This is a genomic window from Mycoplasma sp. 2261, assembly GCF_053851575.1.
On sequence record NZ_JBSQAX010000004.1, the window covers coordinates 32,088 to 57,490 of the forward strand.

The following is a 25,403-nucleotide window of genomic DNA, read 5'->3' on the forward strand; positions in this document are numbered from 1 at the left end:
TATTTTTTTGATTTAAATTTTAGGGTTTAGCTTAATAGTTTTAAGCTTATCTACTTCAAGTTTTGTTATGAAATCATGCTTTATATCACCTGAAAATTCTTTTGGATCATATTCACTTTCGCCTCTAAACAAGATAATTTGGTTACCCCTGTTTTCAGAATTGTCACTTTCGACAATATGAATAAAATTAATTCCGATTAAATTAAATCTTGAATCTATTACCATCGAACCGCTTGAACCGCTATCAAGTGATTCGTTCTTTTCATTGTCAAGATATAGTGTTGTCATCTGTTGGAGAATATTTTTAGGCATTCCGTGTTCAGATACTTTTCCAAATGGTTTTTCATAGTCCATTCATTTATTGTCTATACTATTTCAATCTTTGTTTTCTTTTTCGTTATATCTTACCCATAAGCTATTAAAGTTATCTTTGTTATTTTTATCATTATCAACAACACGGTTTTTTGTTTCAATATAGCCACCTTGTGATCTGGCAGCATTTAATTTAATTGTTCCATTGACATCTGGAAAACCGAGCACAAAATGAGTTTGGATAGGGCTCTCGTGATTCTTTTGCTTATTTGTTTCATTACCAAAACCAATATATCAATCCTTTTCGGCTGGTGTTTCTAAAATTTCGTATAGGGTAGGAAATAGATCCCTTATATTATTTTTAGTGAATCTTAGTTTAAGAATTGCAAAATCAGCTCCGCCATTTTTAACTGTCCCAAGGCGGTTATTGACATCTGTGAGTTCATCAAAGAAATTTGTGACAGCCCGATTTGCTCTTAATCCTTTCGAGCTAAATCTTGGAGTGTAGTATATCCAATCTAAATACTGACTTTTTGTATCAGTACCCTGATGTGTGTTTAGCGATTTTTTAAAGTATTTTTGATAATCATTAATAATTTCACCATTATCCGCAGTTTCATAGTTATGCTTATTGAAATTAAAATTAGGGTCTAGTCTTCCAACAAAGTTATTAATATTTTTTTTATCTGTATTTTTGTTGTACACAATACTTTTGTCAAAGATATGAGTTAATGATGCAACGTGTGCATTGGTTGCAACTAAAAATTCATATTCTTCGCCGCCATTTTTATTGGTTGTTATTTTATTATCAATTCTATCTACAATTCATGCTGTCCCAGAAGTACTTGTATAGCGCTGCGAAGGACTTCCACCAAAGGGTGGTCGTACTGTATAAATACCTTTATAATTTAGTGAGAATGACCTATCATAGATGTATTGATAAAAATCATCATTTTTTCTTAGCAATGAATTGCTTGTGTTAAGTGTTAGATGTCTAAATTGTGCAGATTTAGTTTTAAATAATAATGTTATTTCGCCACTTAAATCATTATGTTTAGCCTTTATTTCTTCAATTTCTTGATTAAAGTCTATCATTTTTTTGATTGTATCTAAGTCGATATAATAAAGAAACTGACTTAGATTAGATGGAAGATAGCCAAAAGGGTTGTTTCTTATAATTCCCTTAATTTTATTAGCAGTATTCTCATCTTGTTTAATTTCGATAGAATTGTTTGGTATGGTATCAAAAGTGTCAAGGAACAAAGCTTTCATCATATGTTCTTTATTGTATCCATTAAAGAATTGACGTCATTTTTGTTCATCATTATCACCATATTCTCCATATATGCCAACTTCCTTAAGATAGTTTAAAAAACCAGGATCTAAGCGATTATTTGATAAATCTAAACCAGTGTTGTTATTAGCTGTTTTTAGATAGTTTTTAAATTCTTGAAGTTTCTTTTTATAATAAGGTGTTTGGGTGACAATAGCATTAGCATCATTGAATTTTTGTGTAGATTTATTGAATATTAAATCAAAACCTAAACTGTGCTTTGGTGAATCGGTTTTAGAATTATTAGTTGTTGAGTTTATATCGGTATTAAGTTTTTGAAGCTCATGGTTTCTAATAACCTTCTTAAATTTTTGGCTTAGATTATATAACTGTGTTTTAAATTCTTTTAGAGCATCATTTAATTCTTCGATGTTATTATTGTAATCTCTTTGGCGGTCGCGATATTTTATTAAGTTTGTATATGCTATTGCAAGCTTATGGCGTTCATCGACCAATTCAGGATCATTATCTGTTTTTTCAAAGAATTCATTTACTGTTGATATTTGTTTTTGAGCTTCGGCAAGTAATACTTGGCTATCATTTATTTTTTCATAGTTAGGAGCAGGTACATCTATGCCTGGTGATGGAGTTATATCTGGCACGTTTGGAGATGGTATTTGTGGTGCTTCATTTGAATTATTATTTTGCTTGTTTATTTCATTATTAATTTTTTGTGATAACTCGCCAAAAAGATCACGATAATCATTATTTGCGAAAGAAATTTTTTCTAGTTCATTTTTTAGTTTTTCTTGTTTATGAATGTCATGAATTGAAGATATATCATTATATAGTTTTGCTTTTGATTTATAAAAATCACTATTTTTTATATTTTTAGAAGTTTTAATTAAGGTTGATAATTTGTTTTTGATTGTTATTTCAATGTTAAGAGCATTTACATACGCAATTGCTTCTTGGTTATATTCATCAAAGATACTATTGGCATCATTACTAATTTGTTCTAGCTCATCTTCAGTTATATTGCCTTTTTTAATTTCATTTTGGTATTCATTATATTTAGGTAATCCATCAAGCTTTTCTATGTTTTTAGCAGTTTTGTCTAAAATTTTTTGAATTTCATTATCTAACTTTTTAATGATGTTGTCAATTTCTTTTGCATTAATATTTTGTTGGTTTAGTTGGTCTGACAACTCTTTTTTTAATGGATTTTTACTAGAAAGTCTTGAAATTAATTCTAATAATTTTTGCACATCCGGTTTCATTTGATGAGCAAGAATTTTTGCTTTAATATCTAATATTTTTTCTTCATTATCAGCACTACTTAATTCGGTTTTTAATTGCTTTTTTAAATTATCATCTTGAAAGGAATCAAGCAATATTTTTACATCAGATTTTAGCTTATTTAAGTAACTATTAACTTGATTTTTAATATCATTAAAATCGTCGACGTTTGCGTCTTTATTACTAAATTTTTGTTTTAATTCTTTGTATTTTTGCTTTGTTTTAGAAAGTTTATTAAGCAAAATTAACACTTCTTGTTTTAGAGTTGCTTTGTTTATTTCTAAATCTAGCAATTTCGAAATTTCTTCGATATTATTGTTCGTAGCTAATTTAGCTTTATTTGCTAGTTCTTCTTTATCATTGTTTGAAATATCAGATGCATTAATTTTTTCGATTAGGGCATTTATTTTATTTTTTAATAGTTGATCTTCAGTACTTATTTTTGATAGGAAATCAATAATATTTTTTTTAATTAGATTTATTTCTTCTAGTGTTTTAGCTTCACTTATTTGGATGATAAATTTTTCTTTTTTATCCTTACTTAAATCTTTTATCAAGGCATTTAGTTCTATTTTAGCTAATTCCAAACTTTTTGCTTTTTCTTGCAATATTAATTGTCTGTTAGTTTCTTCTAAAATATTTTTTAGGTTTGCAGCATTATTGTTATTTTGAAAACGATTGAGAAGATTATTTTTTATTTCGTTGTTTTTTAATTGATTAATTTTTGATAAAACAAATGCTCTATCTTCTTCTATCTGCTTTTTTATGTTTTTTAAAATAATTTGTAGAGTAGCATAATTTTTAGGCGAATATTGTCTAAATTTAGGATCATTAATTTGTTTTAAAAAATCTCTTTTGCTATCCTCATTCACTATGTTTGCAACTAAATTTTTAGCAGCCGTGATTAAGTCTTGTGTTTCTTGCTGCTGTTTATTGTTTTTTAAAAAAGTAGCATATCCTATTCCCACAGCAGTCCCTATAATACCTAGCATTGAAACAGTGGAAATACTTGCTATTAAAATCTTCTTCTTTTTGCTTTTTTGCATAAAAAACCTCAATATTAAATTTTTATCTTACGTAAAAGTGTTTTTATTATACCTAATTTTTACTTCTATTAAGCTAAAAAAGAAATGTATTTTAATACAAAAAAATTTTGAATTATCATAACAAAACGCCTTATTGTTGATCAAATTCAAATTTAAATTTCTATTTTTTTATATTTGTCAATCCTTTGGTATGTACTGAATCATTCATATAATTAATCCACCATATAAATTTCAGTCTTCTAACTTATTATTTTTTTACTAAAATTGTGTTAAAATTTGAAAGTACTTTTTATAAAAGTATCGATAGATTATGAAAAAACAAAATTAATTTATCAAACACTATTGTGAATTCAATCGCATGTGCCTTTTTTTGGTGTTGATTGTTAGAAACAATAGGGAGAAAAAAACAAACTTATTTTTATTTATTTCTTAAAAAAGGAGATTAAAAAAATGACAACAGAACAAAAACAAGTTGAACAAAAGCCAGTTGAACAAAAAACTGCAGTATCTAGCGAACCCGTTATTGTTTCAAGAGAAAAATTATTAGAAGCAGGAACATATTTTGGTCATAGAGTAAGCCGTTGAAATCCAAAGATGAAACAATACATTTATGGAAAAAGATCGGGTATACATATTATCGATATTGCTAAAACTCAAAAAACTTTAGAATATGCATACAAACTATTAAATAAAATGGCTCAAAAACCAATCTCATTTATTTGAGTTGGTACTAAAAAACAAGCTAAATCTGCTATTGAAGCAGCAGCAGCAAGAACTAATTCAGTTTATGTTACTGAACGTTGATTGGGCGGAACTTTAACAAATTCGCAAACAATTTTTAAGAGTGTTAAGGAACTTGACAGATTAGAAGCTTTGCAAAAAAATGGATATCAAGGATATACTAAAAAAGAAGGTCTTCTAAACGATAAGAAGATTGCTAAGTTGCAAAAGAACCTTGGTGGTATTAGAAAACTAGCTAATAAAGCGCAGATGCCACAAGTTATGATTGTTGCTTCACCTGTTGAAGATGAAATTGCTATTAGAGAAGCAAAGAGAAAAGGTTTAAAAGTTTTTGCAATTCATGATACAAATTCAAATCCAGATTTAGTAGATTTTGTTATTCCAGCAAACGACGACTCGGCAAAATCATTAACTTTAATTATTACAATTTTAGCTGATGCTATCGCTTCTGCTAGAGGTGGTTCTCAATTATTTGCTTATAAAACTAATGAGGAAATTGTTTTACCAGAAGATCCTAGAACAAGCGAAATGAGAGAAATGAGAGAAAGAAGATTTAATAAACCAGTAGAATCTTCGAAAACACCTGAGGAAAAATAAATTATCTCAAAGTATAAGAAAGGGTATATATGTCAATCGATTTAAATAAAATTAAAGAATTAAGAGAAAGAACGAATTTAGGATTTTTAGATGTTAAAAAAGCGCTTGAGGCTAATGACAATGATGTTGAAAAATCAATCGACTGATTACAAGAAAGAGGAATTTTAAAGGCTGCTAAAAAAGCTGGAAGAATCGCAGCCGAAGGTATCGTTAGAGCTGTTGTTAAAGATAACGTTGCAGTTATATTTGAACTTAATTCTGAAACAGATTTTGTTTCTAAAAATGAATTATTTATTGAATTAGCAAATAAAATCGGTGAATCATTGTTGGTAAATGATTTTACCAGTGATGAAGAATTGCAGGCAATTAAAATTGATGGTGTTTCAATCGAGGATCAAACTAGTTTATTAACAGCAAAAATTGGTGAAAAAATAACATTAAGAAGAGCGCTAAAATATGTTGCTAAGGAAGGCGAAATTGTGGCCGGCTATACTCATGCTAATAATAGAGTGGCAACGATTATTATGGGTAAGGGTATGAATGCTGAAGCATTAAGAAATGTATCGATGCATATCGCTGCCCTTAACCCATCTTATTTAACAGAACAATGTTTGTGTCCAGTTGAGTTAAAGGGTATTCATGATATGTTGGATGCATCACCTGCTCTAGCAAATAAGCCTGAAAAGATTCAACAATCTATTAAGGAAGGTTTACTAAGAAAACAATTAAACGAAAAAGGTGTTTTATTATATCAACCCTTCGTAATGGAAGATACTAAAACTGTTGGACAGTATCTAAATGATTCTCACTTGACTTTAGTTAGTGCTAAAAGATATGAGGTTGGTGAAGGAATAGAAAAGAAAACAGTTGACTTTGCCGCAGAAGTTGCCGAACAAATGGCTAAATAATAATTAAGATTAACTACCAAATTATGTGGTAGTTTTTTTATGCTAATTTAAAACTAGAAAGACAATCTATGATCAATTCTTTGAGTTCTTTTACAAACTTAGGTTTATCATCTTTAGATAAACACATTTTGGAGAACTTTAACACCTTATTTTTTATCTTTAGCATTACGCTTGAGAACTAATTAATTAAATACAGAAGTTAAAGAACTTTTTTGTTGCATGTCTAAGTTAGCTTAATATAATTTAGCCTAAATTTTAGGAATATTTAAATATTGTTTTGGTGATTCAAAAATAAATGAATTAATTAAGTTAGAATCATTTTATAAATTTATATTTATGTTAACAATGTAATGTAATTTGAGTATTTTTTGTAAAAAAAATATGGCTAGTTATGTAAAACTAACTATATTTTTTAATTGTCACTTTCCTTTATTAATATCTATTTTTGATTCTTTGATAATTCTTTTTATTTTTAGCAAGATATGAATTAACAATATCCTCTTCTTGAATATCAACCAATAAGCCTAAACCTAAATAAGCCTCATATGCCTTTAAGACCTTATCTTTGTCTTTGGTATTTAAAAGTTCGGTAAAAAGTTTGTATGTATATGCCAATTGAAGTGTAAAATTTTTGTGCTTAATGTAGGGGTTGATAATTGGACTTATACCTTTTGGATATGCAATACTAGTTATAAAATGAATTCCATCAGCAAACTCCTCTAGCATCTTTTCGCGATCTATAACTTTATTTTTTTTTCAATATTTGAAGGCCTTAACTTCGTTGGCAAATTCTCCCAATTCAACTAATAGAGCAATAACAATTTTTGTATCAAAAAAACGAAAATCCTTTTTTGAAATGGTTTCAGAAAAAGCCTTATCCAGGTCAATTTGCAACATAAAAATTTCTTTTAAATCCATAGCAATAATTATTATATTCCCAATCATAAAAATAAAAACTTTTTATTTATCAATTAGTTAATTTTACATTTTAAAATTAAAAAGAAATAATTATGATTTTTTATTTTTAACATTATTTTAAAAATATAATTTATAATTATTAATGCTTTTATGCTCCAGTGGCGGAATGGCAGACGCAGTTGACTCAAAATCAACCGGTTAAGAGCCGTGCTGGTTCAAGTCCAGTCTGGAGCACCATATAAATAATTTACCTTTCACAAATGTAGATACAGAATACTTATAATACAAATATAAGTATTTTTTTATTATAATTTATCTTAATAAATAAATAAAATACCAAAGGTGGTTTAATGAATAACAGAAAACAAGAATTAAGAAAGTTAAAACGGCTTGATTTACATTCAAGTTGATATTCGATATTAACCATTGCTGTCATTATCATTGTATGAGCCTTAATTATTTATATGGTTACCATATTTGAAAATAAATATTCAAGTGATAGTACTTTTAAAATATTTAACGATATTACTGTCAGTATTATTGCTGGTTTAATTTCGGGAATATTATCAATATTGCTAGCTTTTATTTTTCTTGATTTAATTAAAAGAGCTAAGATAAAGGATTATTATTCATATTACTGTTATCTAAAGTCGATGGCTAATAAATCAAAATTTGTTTTTTTAAAGGACCCTAGAATTCCCTTTGCCTTGTATTCCAAGAAAGAACAAGAATTGACTAAAAATGATATTATTTTGATTACCGCTGAAATATTGGGATATTCACATGAATCGCCTCATTTTAAGAATTTGGAAAAAGAAATAGAAACAGACTTTGCTATGCATTCATTTATGACTCCTGACTTTATAAAGCAAAAAAAGATTGCAATTTTGAGAATACTTATGTTTGATATTTTGATTCCATTGGCTATAATGAGTATTTTGATTGCTTCTGTTATTATCTTTTATAATAGACATCATGAAGAAAAAAACATCCCATTATCAGCAATATCAAGAATGCTAATTATAATTATTTCTAATGTTTTTTCGCTAGCCATTTCGACAACTATATATGAATTTTATATTTTAAAACAAGTCAAAAATTATCAAACCTTTAATGATTTTTATCTGCTATCGTTTAATAATTTTGGGTATAAATTCTTAAATTCATCGATTGTTAGAAATTATTAAATAATCATATATTTTACAAATTGTTATTAAAAAAAGTTTAACTAGCTTTTCAGTTAGTTAAACTTTTTTAAGCTTCTGAAATCTATACTTAAAATCTTTAAAAAAATAATTAGAGCTAAATAATTATAAATAATATAGTTTTATATCTAGTCTTTATAATATAATTTAAAAAACATATTTAGGAGTATATTTTATGAAAAAAATATTAGTTATAAATGCAGGATCTAGTTCTATTAAATGAACATTGTTTAACGAGAAATTGGTTGTTGAGGCTAAGGGAATTGCTCAACGCATTAAGTTGAAACAAGGTATTCTTACATTGAAATATAAGGAAATTAATAAAGATTTTGAAATACCTCTTCCTACGTTTTTAGAAGCTGTCAAACAATTGGTAAAACAGTGAAAAGAATTCAATATCATAAAGGATTTTAATGATATTGAAAAAGTAGCATTTCGTATTGTGAATGGTGGTCCAAAATTGCAAAAAACAACCCTTATCGATGAAGAAAAAATCGAAATTTTAAAGCAATCAATAGATTTGGCACCAGTTCACAACCCTGGCGCAATTGAAGCAATTGAAGCATTCAAAACTTTATTACCTTCTGCAAAAATGTCAATGCATTTTGATACTACATTTCATCAAACCATGCCTAGGATCTCGTATTCATATCCTATAAATAAGGATTTAGCAAAGGAATTAAATATTAGAAAGTATGGATTTCATGGATTAAATCATAATTATATTACTTTAAAGTGCCAAGAAATTTTAAATAAAAAAGACGTTAACATAGTTAGTTTACATATCGGAAATGGTGCAAGTTTATGTGCTGTGCAAAATAGTCAGTCAATTGATACGAGTATGGGTTTTACACCGCTCGCTGGTATTATGATGGGTACTAGATCAGGAGATTTTGATCCATCGATTATCCCATTCATTTTAAAGCACAAGGATATAAGTGTTGAAGAACTATTTAAATTATTCAATGAGCAGTCTGGTATGTTGGGCGTTTCTGGTATTTCATCTGATCTAAGGGATATTCAAAAGGCCAAGGTAACTAATTCAGATGCGCAATTTGCTCTTGATTTATATACTCAAAGAATTGCCGATTATTTAATTACCTATTTAAATAGAATTACAGAAAAAGTTGATGCTATAGTATTTACTGCAGGCGTTGGCGAAAATGACGACTATATAAGAAGTGAAGTTATAAATAAAATAAATATTGTTAATCTTTCACTAGATAATAAGAAGAATCAATGCCGAGAATTTAGTGATTATAAGATTATTTCTGATGCATCAAGCGCTATTCCTATTTATGTAATTCGTGCCGAGGAAGAACAATTCATTGCAAATGAAGCAATAAATTTATAGTTTGATTTAAAGTAGCCTTATAAAGCTACTTTTTTTCTAGGTATTGCAATGATTTTGAAACAATAAGCAATCATGATTAATTAATATATAATTAATAAAGATATTAAATTTTAATTAAAGGAGTTAATGTTGCTTCGATTATTTAGATACATGGACCATAAGTATAAAATTTTATCAATTATAACCATTTTGCTAACATTACTTCAAGTTATCTGTTTTTTATTTGTGCCGATTTTCATTGGAAATTTATCTAATTTAATCGCACAAAATTCATTTTTACAATTGCATAAAGACCAAACAAGTATATTAGATTATTCTAAAATCAATATTCTTAGATTGTTTACAATTGAAGGAACACTCTCTTATTCTATAAAGTGGTTTACCTCATATTTTGCTCTTGTGTTATTAATTGGAACAATAGTAACCTTATTAGGGTCTATGCTTGCTTCATATATTTCGACAGGTGCTGCAAAACATATTCGAAAGTCGTTATGACAGCATTTAACAATTCTTTCGGAAAAAGATATTGAGTTTTTTAGTCATTCAAAAATTTTAACAAGATTTACTATCGATATATCTAGGATACAAATTGGAATTTCCTCTGGTTTAAGATTAAGCATTATCGGCCCTTGCAATTTAATTTTTGGGTTAGTTTTTGCTTTGCTAACTGATCTGAATCTTTCAATTACATTAGGCGCTTTTGTTCCTGCATTATTTGTTATTATGGCAATAGCAGGAATGTCTTCTATGAGATTATTTCCAAAGGAACAAAAAGCATATGATGAAATTAATAATGAAGCAAGAGAAAGTATTTTAGGTGTAAGAGTTATTAAATCATATAATCTTGAAAATGTTCAATTAGATAAGTTTCAAAATAGTAATAAAAACTGGTCGAACGTAGCTAAAAAATCTTGAATTATTTATCATATTACTTTTTCATTTATTAATTTGTTTGCAAATATTGTGACTTCATGTATATTATTAGCCACTGGCTTTATTATTAGATCAAGAATTAACCAAGGTTCTTATGGTGTGATAACTGATCTGAAAGTTTTTAAGGATTTTAGCGATGTATTATCCTTATATAAAACAAAGATATCTAATGCTACAACATTTATAAATTATGTAATGTTTATTACTATTGGGGTAGTTATGTCTTCATTTGCAGTCTTTTTAATTTCTCGTGGAAATGTTTCATCAAAAAGAGTTATTGAAATCTTAAAAAAAGAAGCAGATATAGATTTTATAAAATCTAATAAAGTTATTACTAAAGGTGAAATTGAATTAAAAAATGTTTCATTTAAGTATCATGAAGAATCTGAAAACTTTGTTATAAAAGATATTAATTTAAAAATAAATCCAGGTGAAAAAATCGGGATAATAGGGCCGACCGGATCAGGCAAGACAACGCTTGCTAGATTACTTAGCCATGAATTTAAAACTATCCACGGAAGCATTAGCATTGATGGCAATGATATTAATGAAATTGATACAACTTCTTTGCGAAAAAATATTTCATTTGTTTATCAAAAACCAATTTTGCTTTCTGGAACTATTAAGTCTAATTTATTAATGGCAAATAACAAAGCTACACAAGAAGATTTAGAATATTTTGCAAAATTAGCATTTGCTTATGATTTTATAAATGCATACAATGATGGATTTGAGCATGAGGTTCTTAAAAATGGATCAAATTTGTCAGGAGGACAAAAACAGAGAATTTCAATAGCTCAAGGCCTTTTAAAGCAACCAAAGATTTTGATATTAGATGATGCAACATCTGCTCTTGATACTAAAACTGAGAAAATGGTTAAGGATAATATTGATATGCATTTTTCTTCAAGAAAAATTGTAACTATTATTATTACACAAAAAATATCATCAATTATTGATGCTGACCGAATACTGGTAATGGAAAATGGTTTGATAAGCGATATCGGGACACATAAAGAGTTATTAAAAACTTCAAAGCTATACCTAGAAATAGCAAAAACACAGTTAGGAGGTTTAGATGTATAATTTGGATCCTCTTAAGGTGGATGATAAGCAACAAAGTTTAACAAAAACCCAAAAAAAGAATATTCAAAAGCAAAGAAGAAAAATAAAAAGAGACGCTTTCAAAAGATTAATTTGGTATTTGAATTATAGAAAAGGAAATCTTTTTTGGATAATTGTCTTTTCAGTTTTTTCGGCCTTATGTTTAACTACCGGTACTTTCTTTTTAGGATATTTTATTGATAATTTTTTATCTGCTTCATTTCTTGTTGGCGAAATAAAATCTTTAGTACCAGAATATGTTGATAATTTTAATATTTCAAGCTTTGTGTGACATTTTGTTTTACTTATATTAATATTTGTTTTTCAGCAAATTTTTTCGTTAATTTCAAATGTTTTATCAGTTAGAGCCTCAATTTTGTCATGTTTAATTATGCGAGAAGATGCTTATAAGGCAATTATGAAAATGCCTGTTTCATTTTTTGACTCAGTTAAGACTGGCGAATTAATGTCTATACTAACTAGTGATATTGATAATATAAATAATGGTATGACTGGAAGCCTTAATACTATTATTATAACTTTTACAACAATCATTTCATCCTTTGGATTTATGTTTTACTATTCTGCTTATTTAACTCTAATTACTCTATTTTTAATGCCTTTAATGCTTTGTTTTGTTTTTATTGTTTTAAAGAAGGCTAATCCACAATTTAGAAAGCAACAATCACGTGTTGCTTCATTAAATGGGTTCATTGAAGAAAACCTTGCTGCACATCATTTAATTAGATCACTTGATTTTACTAAACAAATTGAAGACGAGTTTATTATTAGAAATAATAAATTATATAGTTCATCTCTTAAGGCTAATCTGTATATTGGTTTAATGTGACCTCTTGGCAATGCTGTTATTAATATATTGCAATTAATTATCGTTGTAATCGCTTCTGCATTTACGGTTGCAAATATTGGTACAGGCTCTAATTCTAATTTTACGCCCGGGGTTATTATTACATTTGTTTTATACATAAGAGTTATGGCTAATAGTATTGTTCGTGTTTTTGAGAATCTTTCGTCTATTCAATTGGCGCTAGTTTCAGCAGTTAGAGTAATGAATTTGGCTACATTCAAACCACTTGTTGATGAAACCAAATTAAGGTCAATTAATTATACAAAAGGAAATGTTTCATTTATGAATGTTGATTTTTCCTATACAAATGATGTTAATAATCTTCAATTAAAAAATGCTTCATTTATGGCAAAAAAAGGCCAAGTATTTGCTATTGTTGGCCCTACTGGCGCTGGTAAAACTACGATTATAAATCTTTTAAGTAAGTTTTATTTACCGCTATCTGGTAACATTGAAATTGATGAAAATAATTCGCGCGATATTAAAGAACAAAGTTGAAGACAACAAATATCGATTGTTTTGCAAGATACATTTTTATTTAAAACCACAATTATGCAAAATCTTCGTTATGCTAATCCAAATGCTACTGATGATGAAATAAAGGAAGCTGCAAAAATTTCGCACGCAGATGAGTTTATAATGCGATTAGGAAATGGATATGAAGAAATTATTGAAGAAGGTGGTGCTAATTTATCGCAAGGTGAAAGACAATTAATTGCTATAACACGAGCAATCATTGCTAATCGAAATATTTTAATTCTTGATGAGGCAACTTCTAATATTGATACGAGAACCGAAAAAATAATTCAAAAAGCAATGATGAAATTAATGAAGGGTAAAACTTCGTTTATTATTGCTCATAGACTTTCGACTATTTTGAGCGCAGATAAAATTTTGGTTGTTAATAATGGCGAAATTGTTGAATCGGGTACCCATAAGGAATTATTAGCTAAAAAAGGTTTATATGAAAAAATGTATAATTCATCATTCAGGGAAGACTAGCACCTATTTGTTTGCTAACTAATAAAGCCATTTTTTCATGGAGCTAAATTAAAAAATCTGGTTTAAATCCAGATTTTTTTGTTAAAGCAATAATCTTTGTTATATCTTTTAAAAAAACCTAATTTTACTTTTTAAAAGTTTTACAATTTTCTAAAATTTTGTTAATTTCATCTTGACATATTTCTCTGATTTCGCCCAGATTCAAATTATTATCTAATTTTAGTGTGCCTATTGATATTCTTTTTAGGTAGGTTATTTTATAACCAAAAAAATTTAGCATTTCCTTAACTTGATGAAATTTACCTTCATAAATAGTTATATAGGCAGATTTAGAGTCTATAAAGATAAACTCATATCTTTCTACATGATAATTATTTGCAATGATAATTGGTTTGGGATAGTGATTTTTTATTTTGTCATCAAAAGGTTTATTAGTCTGAAAATAATATGTTTTAGGTATTTCGAATTTTGAGTTCATAATTTGGTGGCCTAAAAAACCATCATTACTTATTATTAATAATCCCTCTGTGTCTTTATCAAGTCTACCATATGAAAAAAATTTATTGGGATCAAGGTCAATAATTTCGAAAATTGTTTTACTTTTTTTATCAAAATTTGCCGTTATGTATCCTGATGGTTTGTTGAAAACAAAATATTGTTTTTCTTTATATTCAACTAGCTTACCATCAATCATAATTGTATCATTATTAATATCAACACAAATTGGCTTAAGGATTGATTTATTATTTATTAGAACCCTTTTAGCTTTTATTATTTTTTTGCATTCATTTCTTGAAATGTTGAGGTATCAAGAAATGATTTTTTCTATTCTTATTTTCATTATATTTCATCTTGTATTCTATTTAGAGCATTAATGTAAATTTCGAGCGATTTTTTTATTTCTTTGAATGTGAAGCATTCGTTTGGTCCATGCATTAAATGCATATATTTTGTTGAACCAAAGGCTACGCAATTATTAACTATACGTGCGTAGGTCCCTCCACCAATTGCTAATGGTAGCTCTTTGGTATTCATTGCTTCATTATATGTTTGCATTAGTAATTTTATTAATTTGCTTTCTGGTGACATAAACATAGAATTTTTAGTTCCAACTACTTCAAAATGTACATCTGAAAAATTGCATGAAAGGTATTTTTTTATAGAATTTGTAACCTCTTCAACAGAATGGGTTGCCGGGACTCGCAAATCAAAAGTTATGATATGTTTGTCAGAGGTTGTTTTGATAATACCAAGATTAGCACTAAGGCTACCCGAGAAATCATCATAGTCTGGAAAAATATTTTTTAATCTAAAATCACGAGTTTCTAAATTTTCACTAATAAATTTTATTAGATTATATCTTAACAATTGGGGATGTTTTTCTTTTAGTTCTAGGATTGATTTGATAATAGCATTATCACCTTTTTCTGGCGTTGAACCATGACCACCCTTCCCTAGTACACTGTGTAGCTTTCCGTTGTATATATATTCAGTTTTGTCTGGTATTTGATTTACAACATTTCCGGCATTTATTTCAAGATTATCAATTTTATTAAAAATAAAACTAACTTGATATATAAGTTTTTCGGCAAAAATAAGTGGTCATTCTCCGTCAGGAGTATATGAAACATATGGATGGCCGAAGTCTGCAAGATAAAATTTCATTGATTTCATAGTTGTCTCTTCGGAAATCCCAAAGATAATTCGAATAGACCATTCATCATTGACTAGACCATTGTCTTTGAGATATTTCATTGCATACATGTTGATGATTGCAGGACCCTTGTCATCAAGACTACCTCTACAAATTATTTCATTATCAGTGATTACTGGAACAAAGGCGCTAGTTTTTCATTGCTTTTCATCGCCAGCAGGAACAACATCCAAGTGAGCTAAAATACCTAGAATTTTTGCCCCATTACCAATTTGTGCATATCCATATCGATTGTGTGGATCTTTATATGTTTCAAAGCCAAAAGAATCAGCTAATTTTAGGGCATAGTTTAAAGCATTATCAGCGTTTATACCAAATGGGTATTTTCCTTCTTGCTCTATACTGATGGAAGGAATTTCGCATAAGTTTGCAATGTTTTTTATCATTTTATCAAACGCTTCTTTTTCTTGCTTAAATTGAATATATTTTTTCATTTTAAATCCTTAAAATAAGATTAATTTTTAACTAATTTTATAGCAATTCCTTTGTTTTGAAAGACGTAATTATCGTCATGTTCAAAATAGACCTTTATTAATTCAGGATAGTCAGTAAATGGGTTACGATTTCTTTGATGTTTATAAACACCATTGTTTCTATCGATATCAAATTGTGAAATTCCATCTAATTTATTTCATTTTAAATAAGTTTCTAAATATTTTTGTTTTATTTGATTTATGCCATTTTCTTCAAAAAATACTCTTTGTGCGGAGTGGTTGTTTGTAATATTTTTGTCTCTATAAGTTAACACAAAATAGAAGAAGACTCTTGCTATATCACCTTTAAATTCATCTATTACTTCAAAAACCTGCTCTCCATCTTCTTTTCCAATTCCTAACTTTGAACCATTGCTTGAAACTATTTTGCCATTTTGAGTTTCTCCATATGGTAAATTACCATGGATAGCATTGACTTTTTTATCTGATGGTCAAACATGGTGAGCATCATTTCTCATTGGCCCTTGTTTTGCAAATCAGGATTGTGCAATGATATGTTCACGATTCATACCTTGCCCCTCTTTATTTCCAATGTCACGATATTTGCCAAATTCAAAGTTGTATTTGTCTTTTCCCCCAATTATTTCCGTATATAGATCTAAAACTGTGCCATCTTTTTCATAATACTTATCAACGAATGCATCAACATAAGTATTGTGCAACTTTGCATAAGCAGCTCTACCGACACCCGTTTTGTCTCGGTTTTGTAGTTGAATCATAAAAAGTTTGTCTCTTAATTCTTGTCCACTTAACCCATTTAGTGATTCATAAAATTTATTCGAGTTATCATATTGGATGTGAAATCCATTATTTGTGGTTGGGGCAGCGCCATTTCTTGCCAAGGTGTTATTATCTTGTTCTTGTTGTCTATTATCTTTCTCTTTCTTATCGGGAGTAATAGGATTATTCTCGCTTCCTGCTTCTGATTTTTTATCATTTGGATTTGCTGAAGGACTTATTTCCCTTAGAGTTTCATTATTTAATATTTCAATTTCCTTAATTAATGAATCAAAGTTTTTAGAGTTTTCCTTGCTTTCTATAATCTCTAGCTTGTTTCATAGCTTATTTAATTTTTCATTATCTTTTATTTTAAGGATGTTTTTTAGAAGTTCTTCTTTTTTATTTAGATATTTTTTTTCATTTTCAGAAGTTTGCGTTTGCGTTGAACATGAGGACAAAATCAAAAATGTTGTTGGTAACGTTAGCGTTGTTAAATAAATCATTATGTTTTTTGAATAAGTTTTTTTCATATTAATAATTTCCTTAGAATAAATTGGTTAACATTTTAATTATAATACTATTTAATTTTTAGCGTTTTTATAATACTCTAATATGCCTTAAAAGAAGGTTAATACTCATGACATAGAAGTTGTGTTATTTTATATTAATAGCAATGTTCTTAACATTAAAAAAACACACCACAGTGTGCTTAAAAGGTTACAAAATATATTATTATTGTGATTTTGCTTCAGCTTTTCTTGCTTCTCTTCTTAGGTCGCGGGCTCTTTCTTTAGCTAATTTGTGAGCTCTTTTTTCAGCTTTAACCTTATTTGCTAATCTAACGTCTTTTCTCATCGCATTTCCTTTCAATATTTGCTAATTTTATTACTTTAGAAGGATAGTTAATATTATAACTATTTTTTCTTAATTTGCTCAACTTTTTGCTCGATCAAATCAAAATCAATATCATCCATTGCTTTTATTTTTTCTTCAAGCGATAATGATTTCTTTAAATGTTCCTTATTTGATATTTTATGATTAAGTTCTTTGAAGTCATTGGCCGCATCAAAAAGGTTAATTTGATCTTCTTCATCAAAGATTTGGTTATTAATCTTTAATGAATTAGTGTAATAATTTTTTTTAAATAGTGTTGTTTCAGTTGTTTCTTCGATGCTGCTATTTTTTGTTAAATTATCTTGAAATTTCAGTTTTAGAATTTCTTTTTGTTTACTATCATCTTCAATAAGTTTGTTTATTTTTATATGCTGAATTAAGTAACCCGAATTATTTAATTCATTGCTAAATTTATTTAATTTTTCGATCTTAATTTTATCACCTTGACTGCACTTAAAATCAAGTTTTTGTGTTTCATTATTTTCATTTGTTATTAGTAATTCAAGGTTTTTAGTATTTACTTCTAGACATTTTGGAATGCAATTGATATTTTTTAAACAGTTGAATAATTTGGTCCCACGGTTTGCGCGCCCTGTATATTTTATGTCCCTCATATTTCATTGTTTATACATTCCGCCTTCAGTTATCATTGTTACTACATTTAAAGGTAAACAAGTTGTAAAAGTAGACACAAAAATTTCTTCATTTGTTTGTAATTTAGGCAATAGTTTTATGCCTTGCGCTTTGAGGGCTAGATCAGTTGAAAAAACATTTTCATTTAATAAGAAATATGAACCATTATTAAGCAGTATAAAAATATCCTTCTCATCATTGCCAATTTTTGCATCGATTAATTCATCATCATTATTTTTAAAATTTATACAAATTCTCTTCTTGTTTAATACTTTTGAATTAAAGCTAGATATCTTTACTTTTTTAGCGAAACCATATTTTGTTATTAGTATAATGTTAGCATATGATTCATATGATGTTATTTCCATTACTCGAATAATTTTTTCATTGCTATCAAGATTCACTAATGAAGATATATGCACACCCAATTCTTTTCATGAATTATCTTTTAAAATATGTGCTTCAATGATGAAAAAATTTCCCTTGTTAGTAAAGAAAATTAATTTTGAAAGAGAATTAATTTCATCATAATATTTAATTGCATCTCCTTCTTTTAGTTTATATGTAGCAAAGTCGTTAGCATTATAAATTTTTGTACTAATTTTTTTGATATAGCCTTCTTGAGAAATAAAGAAATAAAAATTTTCATTTTTAGCAAGAAGTTTATGATCAATATCTTTATTTATGCCTTCTTCTTTAATTATGGTTTTTCTATCCTGTGCATATTCAATTTTTATTTCAGTTAGTTGTTTTATTAAGAAAATATTAAATTCGTAGTTATCACTAAGTAAGGTTTTACATTGTGTAATTAGAGCTTCAAGGTTAGCTTTTTCTTGCTGAAATTCAATTTGATCCATTCTTGAGAGTTTATATAGTCTTAGCTCAGCTATGGCGGTTGCCTGAATTTCACTAAAATTAAATGCCTTTATTAGTGAAAGAATTACACCTTTTTTGGAATTATCACTTTCCTTGATTAATTTGATAACTTCATCAGAAATTTCTGCTACTCTAATAAAACCTTCAACGATTTCATGGCGTAATTTATATCTTTGAAGATCGTATTTTATTCCATTGGTATTTATTTGTTTTGAATGCTCAAGAAATGCATATAATGCTTTGTAAAGTGATAATAGGCTGGGTGCATTTTTATATATAGCTAGCATATTGTAATCATAATTAACTCTTAGTTTAGTTTTGTTCATTAGATATATCATGATTGCCTCGGCATTTGCATTTTCTTCAAGTTCAATGTATATTGACAATCCATCGCGATCAGATTGATCTCTAATTTCTTTAATTCCAGAAATTACTTTTGAAGAAATGATTGTATCAATTTCAAAAACCATTTTCGACTTAACTACACCAAAGGGAATTTCAGTAATTTCTATGCCAACAATGTTTTCTTTTTTGTCATAAACATAATTATATTTTGAGGATAGTGCAATTTTTCCTCTTCCGGTCATAAAAGCATCGTGGATTCCTTTGGTCCCGTTAATTATGCCTCCGGTCGGAAAGTCAGGGCCTTTAACATAATTCATTAATTCGCTAGTGGTGATATTTGGGTTTTTAATCATAGCAATTAAGGCATCAATTAGTTCCCCTAAATTATGGGGTGGAATTTGCGTTGCAAAGCCTGATGCAATCCCCATTGCTCCATTTACTAGCAAATTAGGAAAAAGGGTCGGCAAGACAACAGGTTCATATTCTGAATCATCAAAGTTTGGAATCATTGGTACTACTTTGCGCTCCAAATCTTTTAGCATTAGTTCTGTTATTTTTTCTAATCTTGATTCTGTGTAACGCATAGCAGCAGCAGGGTCATCATCAATGGAACCCTTATTTCCATGCATTTGCACAAGCGGATAATTGCTTTTTCATTCCTGCGCCATTCTTACCATTGCTTCATAAACAGAACTATCGCCGTGTGGGTGATATTTACCTAAAACATCCCCAACAATCCGCGCCGATTTTTTGAATGCCTCCTTGTTTCTAAGTTTTAGATTTCACATTGAATAAAGGATACGACGTTGTACTGGTTTTAAGCCATCTCTGGCATCGGGTATTGCACGCTGTTGAATAACATATTTTGAAAAACGGGCAAAACTATCGCTCATAATGTCGACCATATTCTTATCAATAATATTTTCAATTACTTGGTCATAATTATTTTTATTTTTCTTGTCCATAAGTCGTGCCTCATTTATTTTTTATTAATTTCAAATTCATCAATACTTGAAAAGTCGATGTTATTATTGATTCAATTTTTTCTTGCCTCCGAATCATCACTCATAAAGGTAGTTATATACCTTTCTATTAATGCTTGCTGATCGATGCCTACCTTAATGATTGAACGAGTTGCAGGATTCATCGTTGTTTCTCAAAGTTGGTCAGCATTCATTTCTCCAAGCCCTTTATATCTTTGGATTTCGTAGTTTGTATATTGCGACGTTATTTCTCTTAGTTGTTCTTCGTCTCAAGCGTAGAAATATTTGTTATTTGAGTTTTTAATTGTTATTTTATATAATGGGGGCAAAGCGATATATACCATTCCTAATTCAATTAGTTTTTTCATATATCTTCAGAAAAATGTTAATAAAAGCATTTGGATATGGGCTCCATCAACATCCGCATCAGTCATAATAATAATTTTTCCATATTGTGAATTCTTGGCATCGAATTCGCTACCAATTCCAGCTCCAATCGTGTTAATAATTGTTGCAAGTTCTTTATTTGCAAGGACATCAACTAATTTGGCTTTATCAGTATTCATTACAACCCCACGTAAGGGAAGAATGGCTTGAGTCATTCGATTTCTGCCCATTTTAGCTGACCCTCCGGCTGAATCACCTTCGACTAAAAAAAGCTCTTTGATTGTTTTGTTCTTTGTTTGTGCAGGAGTTAATTTGTTTGAAAGAATTTTTTTTGAATCGAGTTTATTCTTTACCTTTCTAGCTTCATTTCTAGCATTTCTTGCCGCAATTCTTCCGTCATATGTTCGCTTAATTTTCTCGATGATTTTGTCAGCTTCTTGCTTGTTTTCATTTAAAAAAAATGTAAATTTTTCACTAAAGAAATCTTCAACAGATTCCCTTGCTTCAGGCGTTCCTAATTTATCCTTAGTTTGCCCAACAAATTCAAGAATACTTTCAGGAATTTTTAGTGATACTACAGCAATTATTCCCTCTCTAACATCTAATCCATCAAAATTAATTTTTGTTTTAGAACCTGAATTTTTTGCATACCATTCATTAATTGTTTTGGTTAATGCAGATTTAAATGCTGTTTCATGAGTTCCTCCATCCCTAGTTTTAACATTATTGACAAAGGAATATATTGATTCACTATAGTTTTCAGTATACGCTAACGATATTTCAACCTCAATATTGTTTTTTGATTTTCCTGACGCAAAGAAAATTCTACTGATAAATTTTCGGCCCTCACCAACAAAGTTGATATATTCTTTAATTCCTTCATTGGTTTGAAAAACAACATTTTCGTTAGTATTTTCATTGATATAGTTGATTTTCAAATTTGATATTAAGAAACTGGCCTCTCTTAATTTTTCTTTAACTGTTTCAGATGAAAATTTCGCTTTTTTAAATATTGAATAATTAGGTCAAAATTGAACCCTAGTTCCACGTTTTGTAGTTGGTCCTATAATTGTTGTTTTAGTTGTAATTTTTTCTTGTTCAAAAGATGTGAAGTATTCTTTTTTGTCACGATAAACGCTAACTTCAACCTTAGAACTAAGGGCATTTACTACTGAGGACCCAACGCCATGAAGTCCTCCACTAGTTTTGTATGCCCCATCGCCAAATTTACCGCCAGCATGTAATTCGGTAAATACTAGTTCAACACCACTTTTTCCTGTCTCATGTTTATTGATTGGAACACCTCTTCCGTTGTCTTCAACAATAACAGACCCATCACTTTTTAATATTACCTTAATATTATTAGCATATCCGGCTAATGCTTCATCAATAGCATTATCAAAAATTTCTCAAATTAGATGATGTAATCCGTTTGAATCAGTAGAACCAACATACATTCCAGGTCTTTTAATAACTGCCTCTAAACCCTTTAAAACTTTTAAATCTTTTGCTTCGTAATTAGTTGTACTCATGATAATTAATTATATATTTTTTGAATATTTAAATAAAAATTAAAAAATATAAAGACACAAATGAGTGTTTTATAGACGTTGGTTTTTATTGTTTTCTTCCAGTTCTTGGTTAATCATATGAATATCTGCATTCATAATTTTTTCACCCAAAAAGATAATAGCAATTTTGTTAATTATTTTATTTTTAGTTATTTTATATATTTTTGCAAATGTGATTTTAATGATATATCTAATTAAGAAAAAACAGGTAAGTCAGCTAATAAATAGTATGATAGTGATGCTAATTAAAACTATAAAATTATTTGATTGCATTAGAAAATGTTTTCCATTATTTAAAATAAGATAAACAATTCATGCTGTAATGAGAATGATAGGAATAATAATTGCATAAATGCATAAAGCAAGAAAGAAAATGTAATTTCTTTTAAGTTTTGGATATTTTTTTAGTTTACAAAAAAAATTATTTTTATTTGTCATTTCTTAAATTAAATGTTTTTATTTCAACTTCGTTAATTATTTCATTCTCAAGTTTCTCAAGATTTTCAAGTTCTTCTTCTAATCTTTTTGTTTCCTCTCTTGTGGGTTTGGTGACCGGGAATCTTGGGGCAAAAAGTTCGCATGTTTCGCAAGCTTTTTGGATCGATATTTCCATTGTGTTAATGGCTTTGGCAATTGTGATTGTTTCATTTTTATCGAAGCTTAATAATGGTCTAAAAATAGGCAAATCACAAACCTCTGATATTGCGTGGATTGATTCTAATGTTTGCGAAGCAACTTGTGCTAAATTTTCACCATTCGAAATTGCTTTTATATTATATTTTTTGGCTATTTTTTGTGCAATACGATAAAAACTGCGGCGCATTAGTGTTATTTTATATTTTTGATTTGATACAAGACCTATATAATTCATTAATTTTGTGTAATTAATTTGAAAAAGAGTAGAAGATCCTTGAAATTTGGTTAATGTTTTGATAATTTGTTCGATTTTCATAGTCGTTTTTTCATCGGTATGAGGGGGTGTAATGAAGTTTAAAAATTCAATCTTTAATCCCCTTTTTTGCAATAAATGTGCAGCAACAGGAGAATCGATTCCACCACTTATTAAATGTAAAACACGTCCTGATGAACACACTGGCATTCCACCAAGGGCATAAATGTAATCGCTAAAAATATATGTAAATTTGTCTCTTATTTCAATATATATGGATAAATCAGGATTGCTAAGGTTTACAACTTTATTTTTAAAATTATTTAACATAAAACCGCCAAAGTGCATATTGATTTCCGATGAAGTTAAATGATAATTTTTATTATGTCTTCTGGCATTTATAGCAAAAGAGTTGAATGATTTTTTCGAGGCTAGTTCAAATACTTTTTTTTCAATATCTTCAATATTGGTTGATGTCTTGTAAACTATTGAATAAGATGAAATTCCAAAAATAAATTTTAGGGATTTTAAATTTTGCTCTGAATACTTACAAAAAGCTCTGTCGTATTCCATTCTTAACTCATTTTTAGGTATATATAGTTCAATATTTTTTCTTAATTGATTAATGAAATCCTTTTTATTTTCACCTTTTAGCGTTAATTCTCCGTATCTAATTAATATTTCCATTTCTTGATTAGCACACATTTTATTTCTCCTTTGACTTATTAATTAATTTTAGCGATTTATTAATTATTTCATCATATTTATTCTGATATATTAAGTTAATTAATTCAATATTTTTTTCTTGAAATTTATTTTTTGTTAGCAAGTTAAAATTATTGATTAGATGCCTTGCAACCAAATATTTTATGTTAATCACAATAATTTTTTTTTGAATGACTTGATTTATTAAGTTTAGTTCATATTCGTCATTTATATTTTGTTTTTCTAGCAATGATTCAAATTTATTTTTATAATAAGTTATTTCCTCATTTAATGGTATTTTAAAGTCATGTAATCCAAATGTCTCAATTAACATATTGGCCATTTTATCCTTGAAAGCGGTCTTATCTTTTTTGTTTCAATTATTTTTAAATTGTCTTTGAAAAAACGGGATTTTACACATTTTTTTTAGAATATTATTTAGATTATTTAATCTTTCAAAATATGAAATATTGGTTGAATTTTTTTTATTTTTTGATTTAAAATACGCCAGATTTTGGTAATAAAATTCATAAAAATTATTTATTAATAATTTATATTTTGCGTTTTGGCGATCTGATTTAAGATTTTTTCAATTTTGTATATCAAAAAGATCAATTATTTTGCTTATATGCCCAGAATTTGATTTTAATATTTCAAAACTATCTATTTCTTTTTTGATTTCAATATATTTGTAAATTATTTTTTTTGAAAGGTTTTCAAGTTTTGTTTTGAATGTTACAATTCAATCAAAAAAATTAGTTTTATGAATTTTAAATTTAATTTCTTCAATCATACTTCTAGTTTCATTAATGAAAGAATTTAACATTTGCCAATTAAAAAAAAATTGGTGAAAAGATGAATACTTGATGACAAGGTCCTCAATAAATTTAAATGGAATTTCAATATTATTTTCAATATATGAGTATAGTGTTAAACCATTTTTTATAAAGAATAAAAAATCATTTAATATTTTTTTGATATTTTTTGAATTAGTTAAAAAATGATTATTCCAACCTTTATATAGTTGAAGCTTACTACTGTATTCAACAATATTTTTTATTTCATTGTATTTTTTATTAAATTCAATTGAAAAATCTTGAAAGAAAAGGTTGTTTTTATTGTTATCAATACATTTATTTATATTTAAGAAGACGGATTTTAAATTATTTGAAAAGATGAGAAATTTTGAGATATTTTGACTTTCAAGAAAAATAAAATCTTTGTTTTCTTTTATTGTTTCTTTTATTGTTTTTCATTCAACAATTGCTTTATTAAAAATTTTTTTAAATTCAGGACTTTTTGATTTTTTTTCTTGTATGTTTCTTATGTTATTAATCATATGCAATTCATTAAGAAAAAAAGTTATCTTAGATAGTGAAAATTCAATAATATTTATTACATTAGCAGTTATTTTTTCTTGGTATGTGCATTTATTGTTTTTATCTGTAAATTCATGAAATTGATTATTAATTTTTTTAATTTTTTTTAAATTTTGGTTTATGTATTCAATCTTTTTTTGAAGTTTCTTGATTTTAAATTCCTTTTTTAAAGATCGAATAATGAAGGCGATAATAATAGGTATTATCCAAATTACATTTAACAAAAAATACAAATAATTGTGTACCATAGTAA

17 protein-coding genes and 1 tRNA gene are annotated in these 25,403 nt (G+C 27.8%); 7 read left to right on the forward strand and 11 right to left on the reverse strand.

All coding sequences use genetic code 4. The features are described 5' to 3' along the window. Positions 1-12: 12 nt before the first annotated feature. Positions 13-3,930 (reverse strand): MAG2960 family serine endopeptidase lipoprotein, encoded by a 3,918-nt coding sequence (locus ACWXVM_RS01235; protein ID WP_455993911.1) that lies wholly within the window; start codon positions 3,928-3,930, stop codon positions 13-15. A gap of 450 nt (positions 3,931-4,380) precedes the next feature. Between ACWXVM_RS01235 and rpsB the strand changes: the two genes are divergently transcribed. Further along, complete coding sequence (gene rpsB / locus ACWXVM_RS01240) at positions 4,381-5,268, forward strand: 30S ribosomal protein S2 (protein ID WP_438340630.1); 888 nt, start codon at positions 4,381-4,383, stop codon at positions 5,266-5,268. 29 nt (positions 5,269-5,297) lie between these two features. Further along, entirely contained in the window at positions 5,298-6,176 is an 879-nt protein-coding gene (tsf, locus tag ACWXVM_RS01245) for a translation elongation factor Ts (RefSeq protein ID WP_444705000.1), read from the forward strand. A gap of 432 nt (positions 6,177-6,608) precedes the next feature. Here the strand turns inward: tsf and ACWXVM_RS01250 are convergent, their stop codons facing one another. Next, entirely contained in the window at positions 6,609-7,094 is a 486-nt protein-coding gene (locus ACWXVM_RS01250) for a dUTP diphosphatase (protein ID WP_455993913.1), read from the reverse strand. Between the two features lie 152 nt (positions 7,095-7,246). Here ACWXVM_RS01250 and ACWXVM_RS01255 point away from each other — a divergent pair. The 5 genes from ACWXVM_RS01255 (at position 7,247) to ACWXVM_RS01275 (ending at position 13,560) form a co-directional block, all read left to right on the forward strand. Next, a tRNA-Leu gene (locus tag ACWXVM_RS01255) sits at positions 7,247-7,331 on the forward strand. Positions 7,332-7,444: 113 nt separating this feature from the next. Next, positions 7,445-8,281 carry a hypothetical protein gene (locus ACWXVM_RS01260; protein ID WP_438340638.1) on the forward strand — a complete coding sequence of 279 codons (837 nt, stop codon included), beginning with the start codon at positions 7,445-7,447 and terminating at the stop codon, positions 8,279-8,281. Between the two features lie 193 nt (positions 8,282-8,474). Continuing rightward, complete coding sequence (locus tag ACWXVM_RS01265; protein ID WP_455993915.1) at positions 8,475-9,653, forward strand: acetate/propionate family kinase; 1,179 nt, start codon at positions 8,475-8,477, stop codon at positions 9,651-9,653. Between the two features lie 150 nt (positions 9,654-9,803). Further along, entirely contained in the window at positions 9,804-11,672 is a 1,869-nt protein-coding gene (locus tag ACWXVM_RS01270) for an ABC transporter ATP-binding protein (protein WP_455993917.1), read from the forward strand. Beyond that, entirely contained in the window at positions 11,665-13,560 is a 1,896-nt protein-coding gene (locus ACWXVM_RS01275; protein ID WP_455993919.1) for an ABC transporter ATP-binding protein, read from the forward strand. Before ACWXVM_RS01270 ends, ACWXVM_RS01275 begins: the two co-directional genes overlap by 8 nt. A 124-nt stretch (positions 13,561-13,684) precedes the next feature. Here ACWXVM_RS01275 and ACWXVM_RS01280 read toward each other — a convergent pair whose 3' ends face one another. The 9 genes from ACWXVM_RS01280 to ACWXVM_RS01320 all read right to left on the reverse strand — a co-directional run bounded on the left by ACWXVM_RS01280 (position 13,685) and on the right by ACWXVM_RS01320 (position 25,398). Further along, positions 13,685-14,401: a pseudouridine synthase gene (locus ACWXVM_RS01280; RefSeq protein WP_455993922.1), complete on the reverse strand. Its 717-nt coding sequence runs from the start codon at positions 14,399-14,401 to the stop codon at positions 13,685-13,687. After that, a complete protein-coding gene (locus ACWXVM_RS01285) occupies positions 14,401-15,708 on the reverse strand; it encodes a M20/M25/M40 family metallo-hydrolase (protein WP_455993924.1) in 1,308 nt (435 codons plus the stop codon). The genes ACWXVM_RS01280 and ACWXVM_RS01285 overlap by 1 nt, the downstream gene beginning before the upstream one ends. A gap of 20 nt (positions 15,709-15,728) precedes the next feature. Continuing rightward, positions 15,729-17,018, reverse strand: coding sequence for an endonuclease (locus ACWXVM_RS01290; protein ID WP_438340644.1), 1,290 nt, complete (start codon positions 17,016-17,018; stop codon positions 15,729-15,731). 202 nt (positions 17,019-17,220) lie between these two features. Next, positions 17,221-17,343 carry a hypothetical protein gene (locus ACWXVM_RS01295; RefSeq protein WP_438340645.1) on the reverse strand — a complete coding sequence of 41 codons (123 nt, stop codon included), beginning with the start codon at positions 17,341-17,343 and terminating at the stop codon, positions 17,221-17,223. 59 nt (positions 17,344-17,402) lie between these two features. Beyond that, positions 17,403-20,201: a DNA topoisomerase (ATP-hydrolyzing) gene (locus ACWXVM_RS01300; RefSeq protein WP_455993926.1), complete on the reverse strand. Its 2,799-nt coding sequence runs from the start codon at positions 20,199-20,201 to the stop codon at positions 17,403-17,405. Positions 20,202-20,215: 14 nt separating this feature from the next. After that, on the reverse strand, positions 20,216-22,138 hold the full coding sequence (locus ACWXVM_RS01305; RefSeq protein ID WP_455993928.1) for a DNA gyrase/topoisomerase IV subunit B: 1,923 nt from the start codon (positions 22,136-22,138) through the stop codon (positions 20,216-20,218). 69 nt (positions 22,139-22,207) lie between these two features. Further along, positions 22,208-22,615 carry a hypothetical protein gene (locus tag ACWXVM_RS01310; protein WP_455993930.1) on the reverse strand — a complete coding sequence of 136 codons (408 nt, stop codon included), beginning with the start codon at positions 22,613-22,615 and terminating at the stop codon, positions 22,208-22,210. Further along, the gene (thiI, locus tag ACWXVM_RS01315; protein ID WP_455993932.1) at positions 22,605-23,771 is read right to left on the reverse strand and encodes a tRNA uracil 4-sulfurtransferase ThiI; all 1,167 of its coding nucleotides are present in this window, start codon (positions 23,769-23,771) and stop codon (positions 22,605-22,607) included. Before thiI ends, ACWXVM_RS01310 begins: the two co-directional genes overlap by 11 nt. A gap of 1 nt (position 23,772) precedes the next feature. Further along, complete coding sequence (locus tag ACWXVM_RS01320; RefSeq protein WP_455993934.1) at positions 23,773-25,398, reverse strand: hypothetical protein; 1,626 nt, start codon at positions 25,396-25,398, stop codon at positions 23,773-23,775. Between the last annotated feature and the right edge of the window lie 5 nt (positions 25,399-25,403).